The sequence below is a fragment of the Haloarcula sp. JP-L23 genome (genome assembly GCF_011602445.1).
GTDB lineage: Archaea > Halobacteriota > Halobacteria > Halobacteriales > Haloarculaceae > Haloarcula > Haloarcula pellucida.
In genome coordinates, this window is sequence record NZ_CP050014.1 from 3,508,642 (window position 1) to 3,525,158 (window position 16,517).

Here is a 16,517-nt window from a genome sequence, read left to right on the forward strand (position 1 = left end):
GTTTACTTCCGATTACTCATAGTTTTATTCTAGTTGGTTAAGATATATGAACAAACTACTAACCCGAGTATTCACTGCAATATGTTAGAGATTTACAACGCGAGAACATTCTCTGACACTATTCTAGGTACTTGGAGCGAGACGTTATACTGTCATTGTCCGACCAAAACCTAAGAGAAGATCATCTACAATATGGCAATCGAAAATACACCGTACTATTTCAACGGGGGAGAAGAGAACAAAATTGACACCGTCACAGAAGTCTTAGAGAACCAACTTCGACGACAGCTCCTCTACTGTCTTCATATGTATGCGAACCCAATGAAGTTGGCTGACATCGCAGATCAGCTCACAGTGTGGAGTGACACCAATGCAACTGATGACTATTTTCAACACCGATTCTGGGTATACGACGCGTTATATTATGAACAGCTACCAGTATTGATCGACGCTGATCTCGTTGAATACTCTCAAGATGAGGATATGGTCGAAGTAGGTTCAGCCGCCGCACAGATAGAGTCGGCTCTGCGAGACTACTTTGAGGAGGAAGTTGATGACCTGCTGGAGACTGAACGAACATCGATAACTCAAGATACCTGCTAATCCAATACACTCAGTCCTGCTCAGTGAGTCGTCGGAGATCGGTCGAATCACAGTAGGGACAGTCCGGCTCAGACAAATCGGCTGGATAGGTGAAATCGCGCTTACAGTTGTTACAGTGATAGTCATAGCCACTTTGGGGAGCAAGTCCGAGGAGTTGCTTGAGAATGCGATTGATTGTCATACTAGCATCTATGGTTGTGTACTGCCGAAACGTTTCGCTTGAAGAGACTCTCTCAGGCTACGGCCCATCCACGCGCTTTGTACGTGTACTCGCACCACTGGCCGAGCGTCCTAATCGCCGGTTCCGCGAGTTCGACTGTCTCGTCATCCTCATTCGCGCCGATGACGAGCACTTGCTCGTAGCCTCCCAGTAGTGCGCACCACCTTCGCCGTCGATGCTGAGAAACAGCTGGCGTTAGGTCAGTTTTCGTGGGCGATGCGGTCAGCACAGCATCTTCAGTTAGTCATGTCTGTCTCTGAGAGGATACTCTCCGGAAGCGAATCCGCCGGTTCGTCACCAACGTTGACCGTGAGAACGGGGACGGGGGCGGCCCGGACGACTTTTTCGGCGACACTCCCGAGGAGATAGCGGTCATAGCCCGTCCGGCCGTGCGTTCCCATGATAATGAGGTCAATGTCGTATTCGGCGGCGTGGGAGATGATGCTCGCCGGTGGGTTTCCCCAGCGAATCTCTCGTGTTACGGACAACTCAGCGTCCAGTGCGCGAGTGGCGAGTGCCTTCGTCGCGTCTTCAGCATCCGCTTCAAGCGTTTCGCGTACCTGACTCCGTGCATCTTTGGGGACGGACGCATACGCTCGATCGTCGACGACGTGAAGGACGTGAATTTCGGCCCCGAGTTGGGTGGCCAGTGTAACTCCATGTTCAGCGATGATCTCCATGTCCTGGCTGCCATCCGTCGGAATCAATATCTTCTCGTACATGTGTATTGATAACATGTGTTGGATAATAAACTACAGTCTCCTGAACAGTATGACGTCTCTCTTTCAGATGCGAGGAGTACGCATGCTACACAGCACGATCTTGGACAGGGGTGAGCCACTCGAGTCGCGGCCATGAGGGAGGGAACAGACATTATCTCCTCCATGTTAAATACACATATGGACCCAAACACTGTCTTTGAACGGGCTGAGGTGATGCAGCAACCGGGCGACCTCCTCCCCGGCGGGTCGGAGGCAACGACGTGGGTCGTGCTCGATCCCGAAACAGACTGTCGGGGCGTCGGGGATTTCGAGAAGGCAGCACGTACGAATCTCGTGTATGCAGTTGACGCATATCACAAGGAGCCAGAGACGACTGTGCCATTCCTGAGCGCCGGGAAAAAACAGACGCACGAAATGCACTGGCTTCGTACTGGTCAGACGTCTCTCACGGACCATCTCCAGAACCTCCTCCCGCCTTGTCCCTGAGAACACATCTCACGTGCTCGTGTCCACGTTGGTGAAGCGACTGATCATCCCTCCAGTATGGGAGACCCCATCGTGATGAATACGCACCCGTACCGAGCGGCCTATTTACCGTCTGGTAGCTAAAAAACAAATCTACGAAAGGATTGTGTGAAAATTGAAATGTGTTTGGTATGGTGTCTATCCCCAAAGACATACTAGTGCTGGATGCCGAGTTTCACCCAAACGCTATGAAACTCATCTACAGGATGGTACGATGGTTGAAACTCAACTACGGCGTCGGGAAAACCATGTGTACCAACGGCGCTGAAGTCCTGTCGTGCCCACATTGTGATCACGAGACGCCGGTGTACCGATCGGACTACGATTCGACAGGCGCTCCACTCTCATTCAGTGTGTGCCTTTGGTGTGATGGACTCATTGAGTATGGTGGTGCGACGATGGACCCTCACGAACCGTATGCGAGTGCCAAGGACCTCCAGACTGATCACCGTCGCTCAAAACCCTAGATCTGCATGTCATAGAATGAGTTACACACCCTTCAATATATATTCTGACAGATTCTCAGTCCAGTCTCTTTACCTCCGACTACTCACTGGTTTCGTTTCGGCGTAGTCGGGATATACGCACACCTACTGAGCGGCTGTTGCAACATCGATGCCGAGCACAAACCAGCGGTTTCAGAGGAGCGCTAACCAACATCGGGGCGCAGGCGCTCGCTACGTTGGTTAGCACCTTGTCGACCGATACCGCCGCCGCGTGCTAAGACGTGCTTGCGACGGCGTCGGCCGTAGCGTCATCCCCAGCCAACGCGAACTCCCGGAGCACTGCGGGCGGCAGGCCGTCGACAGCCCGACACACGGCAGCGAGCGTCTAGAACTTGTACAACTCGCGATGGCGTTCGAGAAAGCGTCGACGCGGCTAAGTGGTGGTTGATGGCCTTGGGGCTCGACGCGCGGGTGTTGTCGATAACCCACTGGATGAGTTCCTCGCGGGTCGGGGTGGTCGACTGGATGTACGCCAAGCAGGCCCGGAGGTTGTCACATCGATTCGTCACGCCGCCGTAGAAGCGGCCCGTGGTCATCCGGCGGTCGTCTGTCACTGGGTTGGTGGTTGCTGGCGGGTTATGTAAAGGTACTGGGGAGTTGGCGTGGTGGCGTGATCAACGCTCAATGTGAGTGCGGACGAACTCACCTATCACGATAGAAGTAGCCGCAAATCAACGTAAAACAGTGTAATCCAAGAAGGCCGAAAAAGAGCTGCGCTGCTTGAATACTGTTGAGGCCAACGATTAGGAATGGTATGTATAACAGTGGCAAGATAATCGAACTCCAGAATAGAATGCGTAACAGGGCTGTTTTCACGGACTGCAGGATATTGATGATGCTTTGTAGTGAATGGTGGTCCAGAACGTTGTTTTCTTGCAAATCTATCGGCCCCAACACCATAACGTGTACTCTCGTAACGCACGGTTAGTAATCCGTTTGCTACAGACTTGTGAGATCGCGATATCTCCGTTCTACCCTGTCCGGAGTAACGTGTCGAGAAGGCGTCCCCAGTATTCAGCCCCATCGAGCTAATACTGATGTCTTTGGCGCCAGATCGTTGGTTCGATACTGAGAAACTGAGACATTACCGTCAGTATTCGACCAATGGGAACAGATACGCCTGCTCGACGAGGTGGTAGGGCCATCGTGGGTGCGTACCGGTGCATTGGCGACGAACTGCCTGGGTGCGTAGCCGAGAAGTCGGCCGCAGCGTTACCCCGGCGCGCGAACACCCGATCACGAACGCGGCGTTCCTGGTCGGTAAATTCCTCCGTATCGCTCGTGAGCTGTGGCTCGGCGTCCAGTTTGGCTCGCAGGTCGGCGATCGCCGACGCCGTTATCGCTGCTCGCGTCGCCGACAGTCGACTGAGACGGGGCGCCGTTCGGTCTGGTCGAATGACCAGCTCACCTGAGACTACCAGCACAATTCTGGCACCACGTTGTCTCGTCGAACAGCAGGTCGCGGTTTTTCTTGGTCTTGAAATCCGCCCGTTCGAGATACGAGTAGTTCTCGCGTACGTGCATCACTCTCGGACCACTGCTTTTCGTCGACGCAACCCAGATCATCCACGACTCGTCGCGTACGTCTTCGTCCTCCAACTCGCCCTGAGTCGTCCTCGAGCGCGGCTCGTCTGTCTCGCTGCTCATACTGAGCCCTCTAGGTCGATGTCGTCGAGCGTCAGTGGGTCGCCGTCGGCCTCGTCGACTCACTGTTCGTGGAGCTCCTGTGCCTGCTTCTGGAACAACAACTCTAACTCGAGATAGCCGACGTCCTCTGCGAAGCGGTCAATGACGCGGTCCAGACGGCGTTCCGCGCGTTCTCGTTTGGATCTCATTCTGACCACGTGAGGACCTCACACAGTGGGGTTCTCTGTACATCACCTTCCATATCCGGTTGTTAATTTCTGGGTAGCCGGGTCTTTCGAGGTCACACTTCCCACTACTCGAGTACTGAACCGACTCCGGATCACCCGGTAGACGGATCCAGGGCCACCAGGAAGCGCGTGGGCCGATCACGCGGTCGTGGTCGTGCCAGGGTTCACGCCTGCGGCGATCGAGGACGACAATCGTGTGGAGCTGGTGTTGGTGACCACCGAGCGGTTGGCGGCACTGGTCGAGCGGGCCAAGCAGTACGGACCGGTGCCCGAGACAGTGTCGGAGGTGCTGTTCGAGCCTGGGACGTTTCAGGACGATCGGCTGGACGACGTCGATGACGTGATCGGGGGAGCGTATGACGGCCACTGAGCAGTTAGTGGCCGTGTTGGAGCGGTTCGGTGGGTTAGTTGAGGCGGTTGGGGACGAGGCGTGACGGCGCTGACGCTACGTCCCGTAGCAGTCAGCGATGGGCGCTGCCGGGGTTCGAGCGCAAACGGGTCTCACATGGGAGCCAGTCACTGAATACCCGCCCTGTAGCGCCTTCTCACTCTGCGAGTGGGTGGTGGTTGCCGTGGTATTTGTCTCTTCACCATACACTTCGCCACCACGGTGCAGGACGTATGGTTGGCACTGGTCGGCAGATTGGGGCGTGTCGCAGTAGCACTCGACGTTGTCCATACACACCTCGTCGTACATCCCGTCATCGTCGAAGTCGACACAACGCGGCCATTGGCCTTCGTGTGGTGTCAACGGACAGTTCTCGGCGACCCGTTCGCTCTCGGATTGTGACGGACTCTCGGTTACTGGCTCCGGTACACTACTGGGCGACAGACACCCTGCTACGAGGACCGTCAGTAGGATGGTGGCTGTGAGTAGCAGTCGTCGGCCCATGATTGGAAGTCGTTGGCATTCGGTGAGTGTTTTGTGTCTGAGTTGATCTTTTCGCCCCACATGGCCACACACACAGTCGCCACAGACGAGATCAGTTTCACAATGGACAGGGCGGGCAAGTTGGAATTTACCTGGAATCTGTTCCCAGAACCAGCAGAAAGTTATTGTTGTGATACTAACTGAAGCGCTGCTTACCGCTGTACCAGATATTCCTGTTTCGAGCGTCGACTGTCTCGAGGAATTCGTCGATACCCTTCGGGGAGCCGGTCGTCGACGTCGACCCACCGGAGAGTCGCAAGAAGTTCGGGTGGGGTTTCAGCATCGTGCTTCACCAATACCAGGGTTCGGTCTCTGGCCTGTGACATACAGTTGTACGGGCCTATCCCTTTTCGTCGGGGAAGTAGCAAACAACAGCAGGATGTCTATGTCTGTGTCCAACCGGATGCTATCGTCCTGTTCGGCTTCTATCTGCAGGGCACGGACCGGGCGGAAAGTGAAGTGGATGGCCAAAATCTTTCTTCAAAGAGTTAGCCATATCTCAAATAAGTTATCATCATTTGATAATAGGCCATTACACCTATATAATATATTCTACACTATAATAATAGTGAATACAGTAGAATGAATCGTGATGAGTCAATATCGAACTCTGGAGGGGCTTCTCTATCATCCACAACACCTCAATCAGATTCTACTCGAATACTGCTGTTGCTAAATCGTGAGGGGAATCGTAAGCGTCTAGGAGAGTGGTTGATGCCGAACTATGAAGTTATCATACCAGATAGCCAGTCGCCAAAGGGAGTGGTGTTTGACCTCTGTATCGTTGACTTTGCAATGCTTGAGACACACTGGGATACTTTACGTTCCATCAAGCGAGCTGCAGATCCTACTTTTCTTCCCTATCTCTTCCTTTCATCGTCCAGTGCAAAACAGGAGGATAGGCCATATATTTGGGAGATTGTCGATGAGGTGATCTCAGTCCCAACGCGCAAAGAGACACTTTATCACCGTCTCTCGAATTTACTCGAGCGTCGTGAGATGTCAGTGAAGCTCTCTGACGATCTCGACCACCAGCGTGAACTCTTTCATAAAATATTCAAATCATCGAATGATGCTATTCTGATTATCGATCCAGAACACGATTCGATCCGTCAGTGCAATCCCCAGGCCAGTGACATGCTTGGGTATTCACCCGCGGAGCTCTGCTCGCTCTCGCCCGCAGATCTGCATCCAACTGATCTTCCGACATTTCGTACCTTCCAAGAGACAGTGCTCAAGGAGGGGCAAGGGAGGGCTACAAATTTAACTTGCAAGACAAAAGGTGGAGAGAATCTCTATGTAGAGATATCGGCGTCCGCTATCGAGCTAGACGGAAGCCCCCACATGGTGGCGAGTATTCGTAATGTTACGACTCGAACTGAGCAACAACAAGCTCTGAGTGGTCTTCATGATGTGACTTCAGAACTGATGCGGGCATCGTCAGCACTAGACATCGCAGATATAACGGTCAATGCCGCAAAACACGTTTTTTCATACGATATCGCCAGTGTTCGCTTGCTCAACGAGGATACGAACCCGCAAACGTTGGAAATCAAGGCGACAACAGCACCTGCTCGGGAACGGCTCGGTTCGAATCCACCAGTATACGAAATCGGTGAGGGCTTCGTAGGACAGGTCTTCGACCAGGGTGAGCCTGAGATTGCGGACATTCACCGAATATTGGACTTCCCCTTTCGATATGACCCATTCCAGAATATCCGAGTTCTGGACCATCCATTTCGATACGACCCTTTCGAACGTCTTCGAACAATGGAGATTCCATCTGAATACGAGCCGATCCGGAGTGTGATGTGCTTTCCTCTAGGTACTTATGGGACTTTGAGTATCGGAGCCATTGAGCGGAATGCATTCGATAAGCAAGATTTCGAACCAACAAAAATCCTCTCGACGAACACTACAGCGGCGCTTGCACGGGCCCAGCGCGAGCAGAGGTTACACGAACGGAACAAATCTCTGAGCGCACTCTTCGAAAACACAACCGACTGTATCGTCGATGTTGAATTTGTCGACGGAGAGCCGCGAATTCAGGACGTTAATCCCGCGTTCGAGCGCGTCTTCGGGTACGAGCGGGACGAAGTCCGAGACACATCACTTGGTGAGCTTGTCGTACCTACTGACGAAGAGGCCCAGTCAGAAATTCTCATCGAACACGCACTCAGTGGTCAAAAAGTCGAAACCGAAGCACGCCGGGAAACAGCAACCGGACGACGTGATTTTCTCATCCGAATCGTTCCGATACAACGAGATGAATCGACTATTGGTGCCTACATTGTCTACACAGACATTTCCGATCAAAAGCGACACAAGCAGCAGTTGCAGGTCCTCAACCGCGTCCTACGGCACAATATCCGGAACAAATTGAATATCGTTCGAGGAGTCCTGGAACGAGCGCGAAACGATAACGGACCAGTCTCGGAGTCTCTCCTCGAGAACGGACTCAACGCGGCCGACGAATTGCTTAGTATCAGTGAAACGGTCCGGCCACTCTCAGAAGACACGCAGGCACAGAATAATACTGAGCCCATCTCAGTGTTCCAGGTTGTCGATAACGTCGTGTGCTCATTACGAGAGAGATACCCCTGTGCAGAACTATCCATGGAGGTCGCCTCGGAGCAGTGGGTGGCTGGAACTGTCCAAGTAGAACAGGCGCTCGAAGAGCTCTGCGAAAACGCAATCGTCCACGCCGAACGTCAGGATCCATCTGTCCGGGTTACAGCCGTTCCGGCTGAGGCAGGCGACTGGGTAGAGATCACGGTCAGGGACACCGGCCCAGGTATTCCAGATGATCAGCAACTTGTCTTCCAGCGGGGCGAAGAGACCCAACTCGAACATAGCAATGGGCTCGGTCTCTGGATCGTTCAGTGGATCGTGACAAAGGCTGGCGGTGAACTGACGATTACAGAACCCGAGGGTAAGGGTTCGACAGTGACGATGCAGTTCCCCACGGTCAATCCTAAGACGCTACCCAAAAAGAAGATACCGGTGAGTTCAAAAGATGAATGACTCTACGGAAGACGACCAAACGAAGACCGTGCTCATTGTCGATGATGAGACAGGGTTGGCTGACTTGTATGCTGCATATCTTGAGGACCACTACGAGACGCGAACAGCGTACAATGGTGATGAAGCACTTGAGATGATGGATGACGAGGTAGATATCCTTCTGCTGGACCGACGAATGCCGCGACAATCGGGTGGAGAAGTGATGACCAACCTTCGCGAACGTGGATATGACCAGCCGGTTGCAATGCTCACGGCCGTCGATCCCGGTAACGACATTCTCGATTTGGCTATCGACGATTACTTTGTGAAACCAATCGATCAGGCAGAACTCCGTGAGGCCGTTAGCAGCCTAGCTGCTCGAATACAATACGATCGGGAGTTCCGGGAGTATTTCGCGATGGTTTCAAAGAAAGCCACGATGGAGGCGAACATGAGCGATCAAGAATTGGCGTCAAGCGATGCATACCAAACGCTGAAAGAATCGACGATAACAGCCAGAGAAGAAACAGATACCGCTCTCACGGAGATGATGGTGACAGATGCTGTCGCCGGATTCCGTGACCTATGACCGCATACACGATAGACGCATGACTCGAACGATTACCCCGAGAGCAGTACTGGCCGCCTGCAAGCAGGCGGCAAAGCCCCTATTCCATACTAGATGACATACCATACAACACCACCAGAGCTCGATATCAAAAAATGTGACACGATAGAATCGTCTATCGGCGAAGTTTATTATGATCCAACGGTGAGCACGTATCAAGCGGACCACGACTGGTCGACCAATCAGTCAATTAGCACCACGGTCGTGTTACTATTGGAACTCGCTTCAGAATACTCTAGAGAGGATCTTCCGCCACTATACGAACGAATCAATCCAGATGGATTAGACGTGGTTTTCAAACTGCCCCATACAGACAAGTCATGTATCAATGGACGTGTCACGTTCACGTATGCGGGGTATCTCGTAAGTGTACAAGCGGCGGGAACAGTCACCGTATCACCCTATCAAGAGCAATCGAAATAAGATACCCATGTCATACAACACCAATCCCAATTCAGCAGAAACCGTTGCACAATCGACCGATCGTCTCTCAACCGGCGTCAGTGGACTTGATGAAATCCTCCACGGAGGATTTATTTCAGAGCGAAGCTATCTCCTCCGGGGAGAACCAGGTACGGGAAAAACAATCCTTGGCCTGCACTATCTCACGACTGGCGTAGTACAGGGTGAGACAGCGCTCTTCATCAATCTTGAGGAGACGACAGCGGACATCGAACAGAACGCCGCAGCACTGGGCTTTGATCTGGAAGACGTCCACTTCCTCGATCTGAGTCCGAAATCGGAGTTCTTTGCTGGTGAACAAGGCTACGATATCTTCGAATCCAGTGAAGTCGAGCGCGATCCAATAGTAGCAAGAATTGCAGAACAGGTTTCTGAACTCCAACCGGATCGGGTGTTCGTTGATCCAATCAGTCAGTTGCGATATCTCTCGACCGACGAGTATCAGTTCCGCAAACAAGCCCTGTCGTTCATGCGACTGCTCAGCGAACAGGGAGCGACAGTTCTGTTCACTACCCAGGCGACGGACGATGCTCCCGACGACGATCTCCAGTTCATGAGCGACGGGTCAATTGACCTCGGATATGCATCGACTGGCCGCTCAATTAGTGTTCCAAAATTCCGCGGATCAGAGACCGAAGGCGGGAACCATGCGATGGAGATCACTGCCGGTGGGCTCGTCGTATATCCAGAACTCACCCCCGGAAAACAGAATCAAGAGTTTGTTGCAGAACCCATTTCCTCGGGCGTTCCCGAAGTAGACGAACTGCTCAACGGTGGACTGGACAGAGGAACCGTCACCGTCATTAGTGGCCCAACCGGAGTCGGAAAAACAACGACCGGCACACAGTTCATGAAGGAAGCGGCCGGGCGGGGTGAACGCTCGGTGATGTACCTTTTCGAGGAATCCGAGGCAACGTTCATGCAGCGATCGGAGGCGATCAATATTCCTGTCTCCGAGATGCGCGAGCGCGGCACCCTGACCGTTGAAGAGGTCGAACCACTCCAGGTTTCACCGCAGGAGTTCGCACAGATGGTTCGCCACCAAGTCGAAGAGGAGGATGCTGACATCGTGATGATTGATGGGATCGCAGGATACAAACTCGGCCTTCAGGGTGACGAAGACGAGCTTGTCACCCACCTCCATGCACTCAACCGCTATCTGAAGAATATGGGCGTCACGGTCATTCTCATCGACGAGGTGTCGAACATTACCGGTGAGTTTCAGGCCACAAACGTGGGGATCAGTTATCTCGCGGACAACATCGTCTTTCTTCGACATCTCGAACTCGAAGGAGAGATGCAGAAAGTTATCGGCGTACTGAAGATGCGGACCAGTGACTTCGAACGGACGCTCCGCAAGTTCGAAATCACCGAACACGGTATCACTGTCGGGGATCCACTCATTCAGGTCCAAGGGATCCTCAGTGGCACACCACAGTTGACGGACAATCAAGATAGGGACGGGTTGAGTGAGTAGTCCGGTCATGGAGGCATCAAACACCGGTCAGTCCAAAGCTACGACACTCCTCTTGCTTATTGAACGCGACCGGAATCGAGAGTTGCTCGCTGATCAGCTCGGCAACGAATTTAACATCCAAACTGCAGCCCAAACTCCGTTTGACTATCCACAGTACGATATCTGTCTTTTCGACACATCATCCTTGAAAAAGTTCCAGGACAGCTTACGAGGGACAAAAACAGACGCTGAGCCAGCATTTCTTCCGCACCTCTTGCTCACCAAGCAGCAGTCCCCGGCAGAGTTGTCGGATGATGTGTGGGACATTGTTGATGAGGTGATCCAACGCCCGGTAAACAGGCGCGAACTGGATGCTCGAATCAACAATCTCCTCCATCGACGTCGCCTCTCTGTAGAGCTTGTCGATCAAAAAGAGCACAGCGAGCAGCGATTTAAATCACTTTTCCAATCAACACCAGATCCAGTCATCGTCGTATCTCCAGAGGGCACTATTACCGAAGTGAACGACGCATTTGTTCGGATATTTGGCGTTGATCCGTACAATTTGAAGAACCAATCGATTACCGAACTTGAACTGTCGCCGTCCGATGTGGTGGAACGCGTTCTTCTTCGTATTGCAGACGAAGAGCCAGCCTCAACGACAATCAACTGGGAACTGGAGGGGAAAGAAATCCTCGTCACTGAACTCAACACTGAGGTGGTCAGGGGTTTCGGGGACGCTGTCGAACGGATCGGGATATTCAGAGATATCACCGCGAGAGTACAGCGTGAACAAGAATTAGAACGGCAAAACGAACGGCTTGAAGAGTTTGCAAAAACTGTTGCACATGACCTGCGGAATCCACTCAGTGTTGCACGAGGACGGCTTGAACTCGCTCGAGACTCTGGTGGTGAGGAACACTTCGACGCAATCAGCTCCGCACATGAACGAATGGATCAGATGATTGAAGAACTATTGGTCCTTGCGAAACAAGGACAAGCAGTACACGATCCAAGTCTGATCGTACTGCCACATGCTGCCGACCAGGCGTGGAGTCACGTGAAAACACGGGGTGCAACACTCGAAACTGACGTGGATGAATCAGCCATGATCACAGCAGATGAAGGGCGGCTATGTGGACTGTTAGAGAACCTGTTTCGGAATGCCATCGAACACGACGGGGAGGAAGTCACAGTACGTGTAGGTTCTCTCTCGAGTTCGGACGGGTTTTATATAGAAGACGATGGGCCTGGGATTCCACCAGCAGAGCAAAGCGACATCTTCGAAGCCGGGTATTCAAATTCACCTGATGGGACTGGATTCGGGCTCTCAATCGTCCAGCAGATAGTCAACGGTCATGGTTGGGATATTACTGTCACTGAGAGCACTTCTGGTGGAGCACGGTTCGAAATCTCGAACGTCGATTTAGATCAGGGACCAGTCGTGTGAAATTTAGAGACACTGAGTGGTTGTTGCAGTCATCACTTGTTTTCATACTCAGATTCGACGGCAGATTCCCAATCTCCCGGCCAACCGTCTTCAGATTCTGTCTTCCCTCTCATTTTGTTTAGTAATCGTCTGATCAAGTTCATTTATAATCTCGCGATAATTACTCCGTAAATAGATTATGATCAACTCGATCGAATCAAAGTAATCAGTTAAGCTAATAATATGACGACTTATTAATATTTGGATGGATATCAGAATCATAGAACTATCTACCTAACAAACGATTTCACCTACAGGTATCAAAATAGATGCACACCTCAAGGTGTGGTAGGCTCGTCGACGACGGGGATCCAGATACGGACATCCAGTTGCTTGTAAAAAGGAGGCATACATCGGTCCCAAGAAGTTTATCTCGAACAGGCTGTCGGGAATCGCCTGCTCAGTCTGTATGCGTACCGAGCGGTTGATTTGTTCTCAACTTACGGAACTATTCTATCCCACTCTTGTCTAAACCACACTCTGGTGAATCGCTCAAAGTGACACTGTTTTGGTCCTCAACAACTACAATATATCCTTCATACTCGAAGCGAAATTTCTTTTTGGTCTTTGGGTTGGATAAGAATAGCGTATTGAGTGACTCTGGGTCAATAGACTTTGCAAGAGGGGTTAATTCCGTTTTTGGGACTGATTCAGCATCAGCAACTGCGTGCACCACTTGTTGAGAGACTGGGTGACCCACCATGATTTGTAATGTGTTGGGCGAGAGGAAAAGAGTTGCTTTTGTATCAATATGAGAGAATTTTAGACAGATTTCCGGGAGGGCAAGTCACTTTAGAATATCAGTTTTGATATTCATACTATAAGCGGCACCGATGATGTTCGCTGACGCCGAGTTCTCTGCTCATCATCGACAGTAAGAAACTCAGTCATTTCGGTTGTATCCCATTCTATGAGTCGTTGATAGTGGCGATATCCGCACAAACCAAAGGTACAGCAGGAAAAGCGCGGAGTCAGTGCCTTCAACGAGGATCACTGGTCGTCGACATCGGCTCTTATCGGTCTGTGTACTTCACTCACTGAGTCGATCAAGCTCGAACTCACCGACGACGTCAGAATCGATAATAGCCGCGATATCGCATAGTGGCTCACATCAGCGGACAGCCGATGCATACTGCAAACCACCCGTTCCCGGTACATCGCTTTGTGATTCGTTACACTGGACACTGAGAGCAACCGTGAGCTTCTCGAAGAGGGACAGATATCGTGATAGATCAACTCATTACTGGTTGGTGTTAACAGCCTCTTTACCGCTGCTGATTATCCGAGAATTTTCAGTTTGATAATGGGTCGTTAGGGTTAAGTCACAATCAAACTAAATAGCTTACTTGGTATCGGTTGATGACTGATCTTACGACAATCCTCGTCCCGATCCGGTATCCACTCACCGACAAGAGTGCCCGAACCCTCGCGTTCGCCGGTCGGCTCGCACACGATCACGCCCCAGCGGACCTCCAAGTCCTCCACGTCAATCTCTACCAGACTGGAGATGATACGCAAACAACCGAACTCACACGAGCGATTTCGTCGACGCTTGATGACGTCGAAGCATCCGTGACCACGCGCCAGGGGTTCCTCGTCGAAGAGGTCATCCTTGAAGAAGCAACCCAAATCGACGCGGATATCATCGTGGTTGGGGCAAATCAGCAATCCACCTGGCGACGACTCCTGCGGCGCCTGCTCCAAGATGACCCCGAGGTCGGGTCGTTTCTCCGCGAACGCACGACCAACGACACCGAAATCATGGAAGTGGATACGGCGGCAGAAACACCTGCCGTCGAATCAGTGTAACACCTCAGAAGCTCCGTTATACGAGCGTATCTTCGAGGATAGTGCCCCACTCGTCTGCTTCGAACACCTAAAGCTCTCTACGTGTGCTAACCCCATTTGCTTGTATACGAGCTGGATTTTCGCTATCGCGTCAGTTTCAGGCGCCTCAACTATCGCAACGATGTCGTACTGGCCAAGCCATAGTAGAGCCCCTTAACTTCTCCACCTCGGCTCTCAACGATCTCCTTCCAGTGTGTTCGTCGGTGCTGCATGTCTTCCAGCGTTAGTGATTGCCAATTTATCGGTATTGTGAAATAAGATGGCGTATGTTGGTATCCTTACCACCATTTGATGGTATCTCGTCCAAGACAACCCGCACCATCCATAAACCATCAATACGAGATACGACTATAGTTTAGATAAATTAAAATAAGGGTTCTGGAATGAGCTACACGGAGGTGCTGAGAGCTGTGAGAGTGGCAATGGATCAGTCCATAACTTTGCTTGGGTCCACCCAGATTATGAAATTGTCATTCTGGGAGATCACACCGCGGACACCTTCGCTGTTAGCAACATCGGCTTCGTCGAGATCAGTCTCATGTAGGTCCGTGACCTGTGTGATTTCATCAACCACCCAACTAACAGACCCAGTATTAAACTCGTCGGCGTCAAAGACGAGGATTGCCTCTTCATCGCCAGTGTTCTCGATATCGAACAACACTTTGGGATCACAAACAGATGTGGTTCGGCCACGCAAATCCATCAACCCACGTACGTGGGATTCCGAGTTGGGGATTGGCGTGATCCTCTCGAGATTTGCAACCTCAGTAACATACTGGATATCAACACAGTACGTCTGTATTCCGAGTTTGAATTCGACGATCTGCGTATCTGATATCGATCTAGTTGTCATCTGGTTCACTCCTCGCTGGCACTGGCTCGCAATCGCCGTTCGATTTCCCGAAGTTCGTTAACTTTGGCAGACTGTTCTTCGGATGCAGCGGCTACCTCTTCGATTTCGTGAGCCATCTCGTCAGCCTTGTCAGCAGCATCATCAACGACACTCGCCACTTCCTCCGTACTGGCAGCTTGATCGTCGGTCGCCGTCGCGACTTCGTCGATGCCCTGTTTGACTTGTGAGACGGCATCATCAATATCGCGCAACTCCTGGACTGCGTTCTCAACTTCGGCTGTCCCATCGCTGATGCGCGTGGTGGCTTCCTCTAAACTCTCGACAGTCTTCGACGTCGTGGATTGAATACTGTCGACCGTTTTTTCGATCTCGGTTGCTCGGGTCTGAGACTCCTCAGCGAGGCTTTTCACTTCGTCAGCAACTACACTAAACCCTTCACCAGCATCACCTGCGCGAGCCGCTTCGATGCTAGCGTTCAGTGCCAGCATGTTGGTTTGGTCAGCGATATCGTTGATCACGGCGATGATATCATCGATTTCTTCGACGTGTTCTTGCAGCGTTTCAAAATCAGCGCTCACCTCGTCTGCAGCATCATCCACGATTTCCATCGCTTCGATTGCATCGTCAGCTGATTCTCGACCACGACTTGCCCGTCGCTGGGCCGCTTCACTCGATTCTCTGACCTCGTCAGTCGTCGAAGCGATTTCTTCGACAGTCGCGCTGAGATCCGACATCTCAGAGGCCACTTCGTTTAGACTCGTAGCCTGCTCGCTGGACATCTCACTGATCTCTTGTGCGGAGACCGCGATATCCTGAGCTGCCTCGTTGATTTCCTCAATAGCCGTAGTTAGCTCTTCAGCCGCGTCATCTCGGTCTATTTCGTCAACTCCAGCCGACGCATCTGAAACACCAGTAGTGTTTGTTTGGTCTGACGACATCGTCTGTGTGAAAGAATAGCACTACTAAAAAAGTACTTGCTGAATTATCATGTATGATAAGATCAAGTAATATATTTGAATAGTTCGAGGTATTACTCAATCTTATTAATTTAATTAGAGGATCTTGAAGTCGTACACTATATAAACTACGACATCCTAGATGCACTAACAGAACATATCGAGGCCTCCCACGAGCTGGCTGATGACTCCCCATGCTCTCTTCAGCTGGCTCTTGTCACAGGCTTAGACCGATGGCTCCACCACAAAAGCGTGACGCCACCCGTCGTTGCCTTCTGACCGGTATCCTCCAGCAGATTCAGACCGATGTAGCGTTTCTCCAGTAGCCCTTCCGCGGTGTCCATGTCTATCCCGAGAAGTTCTGTCTTCGTTTTACTCTTGGCTGACCTGCCTCGTTTTCTCGACGAGGTCATCGCCGCTCAATCCGATTAGTTTTCCCAG

15 protein-coding genes are annotated in these 16,517 nt (G+C 51.7%); 9 read left to right on the plus strand and 6 right to left on the minus strand.

Translation table 11 applies throughout. The features are described 5' to 3' along the window. Window positions 1-192: 192 nt before the first annotated feature. Window positions 193-603 (plus strand): hypothetical protein, encoded by a 411-nt coding sequence (locus G9465_RS18335; protein WP_166972673.1) that lies wholly within the window; start codon window positions 193-195, stop codon window positions 601-603. Between the two features lie 456 nt (window positions 604-1,059). On the opposite strand, the gene G9465_RS18340 is transcribed toward G9465_RS18335, so the two are convergent. Further along, complete coding sequence (locus G9465_RS18340) at window positions 1,060-1,545, minus strand: universal stress protein (RefSeq protein ID WP_166972675.1); 486 nt, start codon at window positions 1,543-1,545, stop codon at window positions 1,060-1,062. Between the two features lie 132 nt (window positions 1,546-1,677). On the opposite strand from G9465_RS18340, the gene G9465_RS18345 reads away from it, so the two are divergent. After that, complete coding sequence (locus tag G9465_RS18345) at window positions 1,678-2,031, plus strand: hypothetical protein (RefSeq protein WP_166972677.1); 354 nt, start codon at window positions 1,678-1,680, stop codon at window positions 2,029-2,031. Between the two features lie 1,949 nt (window positions 2,032-3,980). Here G9465_RS18345 and G9465_RS18350 read toward each other — a convergent pair. Together G9465_RS18350 and G9465_RS26125 are read right to left on the minus strand one after the other, a co-directional pair. Further along, a complete protein-coding gene (locus G9465_RS18350) occupies window positions 3,981-4,223 on the minus strand; it encodes a hypothetical protein (RefSeq protein ID WP_166972679.1) in 243 nt (80 codons plus the stop codon). Window positions 4,224-4,282: 59 nt separating this feature from the next. After that, window positions 4,283-4,411 (minus strand): hypothetical protein, encoded by a 129-nt coding sequence (locus G9465_RS26125; protein WP_255491953.1) that lies wholly within the window; start codon window positions 4,409-4,411, stop codon window positions 4,283-4,285. Window positions 4,412-4,646: 235 nt separating this feature from the next. Here G9465_RS26125 and G9465_RS18355 point away from each other — a divergent pair, with 235 nt between their 5' ends. The 6 genes from G9465_RS18355 (at window position 4,647) to G9465_RS18380 (ending at window position 12,380) form a co-directional block, all read left to right on the plus strand. Continuing rightward, window positions 4,647-4,820, plus strand: a complete 174-nt coding sequence (locus G9465_RS18355) for a hypothetical protein (protein WP_166972681.1) — start codon at window positions 4,647-4,649, stop codon at window positions 4,818-4,820. A gap of 1,275 nt (window positions 4,821-6,095) precedes the next feature. Then, the gene (locus G9465_RS18360) at window positions 6,096-8,405 is read left to right on the plus strand and encodes a PAS domain S-box protein (RefSeq protein WP_166972683.1); all 2,310 of its coding nucleotides are present in this window, start codon (window positions 6,096-6,098) and stop codon (window positions 8,403-8,405) included. Beyond that, the gene (locus G9465_RS18365; RefSeq protein ID WP_166972685.1) at window positions 8,398-8,973 is read left to right on the plus strand and encodes a response regulator; all 576 of its coding nucleotides are present in this window, start codon (window positions 8,398-8,400) and stop codon (window positions 8,971-8,973) included. Before G9465_RS18360 ends, G9465_RS18365 begins: the two co-directional genes overlap by 8 nt. Window positions 8,974-9,066: 93 nt before the next feature. Next, complete coding sequence (locus G9465_RS26430) at window positions 9,067-9,435, plus strand: HalOD1 output domain-containing protein (RefSeq protein WP_166972687.1); 369 nt, start codon at window positions 9,067-9,069, stop codon at window positions 9,433-9,435. Window positions 9,436-9,442: 7 nt separating this feature from the next. Continuing rightward, window positions 9,443-10,951 carry an ATPase domain-containing protein gene (locus G9465_RS18375; RefSeq protein WP_166972689.1) on the plus strand — a complete coding sequence of 503 codons (1,509 nt, stop codon included), beginning with the start codon at window positions 9,443-9,445 and terminating at the stop codon, window positions 10,949-10,951. 7 nt (window positions 10,952-10,958) lie between these two features. After that, on the plus strand, window positions 10,959-12,380 hold the full coding sequence (locus G9465_RS18380; RefSeq protein ID WP_166972691.1) for a nitrogen regulation protein NR(II): 1,422 nt from the start codon (window positions 10,959-10,961) through the stop codon (window positions 12,378-12,380). 487 nt (window positions 12,381-12,867) lie between these two features. Here G9465_RS18380 and G9465_RS18385 read toward each other — a convergent pair whose 3' ends face one another. Then, window positions 12,868-13,122, minus strand: coding sequence for a HalOD1 output domain-containing protein (locus tag G9465_RS18385; protein ID WP_166972693.1), 255 nt, complete (start codon window positions 13,120-13,122; stop codon window positions 12,868-12,870). Between the two features lie 656 nt (window positions 13,123-13,778). Here G9465_RS18385 and G9465_RS18390 point away from each other — a divergent pair. Continuing rightward, window positions 13,779-14,228 carry a universal stress protein gene (locus G9465_RS18390; RefSeq protein WP_166972695.1) on the plus strand — a complete coding sequence of 150 codons (450 nt, stop codon included), beginning with the start codon at window positions 13,779-13,781 and terminating at the stop codon, window positions 14,226-14,228. Window positions 14,229-14,694: 466 nt separating this feature from the next. Here G9465_RS18390 and G9465_RS18395 read toward each other — a convergent pair whose 3' ends face one another. Together G9465_RS18395 and G9465_RS18400 are read right to left on the minus strand one after the other, a co-directional pair. Then, window positions 14,695-15,120 carry a chemotaxis protein CheW gene (locus tag G9465_RS18395; protein ID WP_166972697.1) on the minus strand — a complete coding sequence of 142 codons (426 nt, stop codon included), beginning with the start codon at window positions 15,118-15,120 and terminating at the stop codon, window positions 14,695-14,697. A gap of 5 nt (window positions 15,121-15,125) precedes the next feature. Beyond that, a complete protein-coding gene (locus tag G9465_RS18400) occupies window positions 15,126-16,058 on the minus strand; it encodes a methyl-accepting chemotaxis protein (RefSeq protein ID WP_166972699.1) in 933 nt (310 codons plus the stop codon). Window positions 16,059-16,517: the final 459 nt, after the last annotated feature.

What these genes read in the sequence shown, in the direction of transcription:
- G9465_RS18400 (WP_166972699.1), bottom strand. Translation starts at nt 16,058, where the DNA reads ATGTCGTCAGACCAAACAAACACTACTGGTGTTTCAGATGCGTCGGCT.
- G9465_RS18345 (WP_166972677.1), top strand. Translation starts at nt 1,678, where the DNA reads ATGAGGGAGGGAACAGACATTATCTCCTCCATGTTAAATACACATATG.
- G9465_RS18395 (WP_166972697.1), bottom strand. Translation starts at nt 15,120, where the DNA reads ATGACAACTAGATCGATATCAGATACGCAGATCGTCGAATTCAAACTC.
- G9465_RS18390 (WP_166972695.1), top strand. Translation starts at nt 13,779, where the DNA reads ATGACTGATCTTACGACAATCCTCGTCCCGATCCGGTATCCACTCACC.
- G9465_RS18340 (WP_166972675.1), bottom strand. Translation starts at nt 1,545, where the DNA reads ATGTACGAGAAGATATTGATTCCGACGGATGGCAGCCAGGACATGGAG.
- G9465_RS18365 (WP_166972685.1), top strand. Translation starts at nt 8,398, where the DNA reads ATGAATGACTCTACGGAAGACGACCAAACGAAGACCGTGCTCATTGTC.
- G9465_RS18380 (WP_166972691.1), top strand. Translation starts at nt 10,959, where the DNA reads ATGGAGGCATCAAACACCGGTCAGTCCAAAGCTACGACACTCCTCTTG.
- G9465_RS18375 (WP_166972689.1), top strand. Translation starts at nt 9,443, where the DNA reads ATGTCATACAACACCAATCCCAATTCAGCAGAAACCGTTGCACAATCG.
- G9465_RS26125 (WP_255491953.1), bottom strand. Translation starts at nt 4,411, where the DNA reads ATGAGATCCAAACGAGAACGCGCGGAACGCCGTCTGGACCGCGTCATT.
- G9465_RS18350 (WP_166972679.1), bottom strand. Translation starts at nt 4,223, where the DNA reads ATGAGCAGCGAGACAGACGAGCCGCGCTCGAGGACGACTCAGGGCGAG.
- G9465_RS18360 (WP_166972683.1), top strand. Translation starts at nt 6,096, where the DNA reads ATGCCGAACTATGAAGTTATCATACCAGATAGCCAGTCGCCAAAGGGA.
- G9465_RS18335 (WP_166972673.1), top strand. Translation starts at nt 193, where the DNA reads ATGGCAATCGAAAATACACCGTACTATTTCAACGGGGGAGAAGAGAAC.
- G9465_RS18385 (WP_166972693.1), bottom strand. Translation starts at nt 13,122, where the DNA reads ATGGTGGGTCACCCAGTCTCTCAACAAGTGGTGCACGCAGTTGCTGAT.
- G9465_RS26430 (WP_166972687.1), top strand. Translation starts at nt 9,067, where the DNA reads ATGACATACCATACAACACCACCAGAGCTCGATATCAAAAAATGTGAC.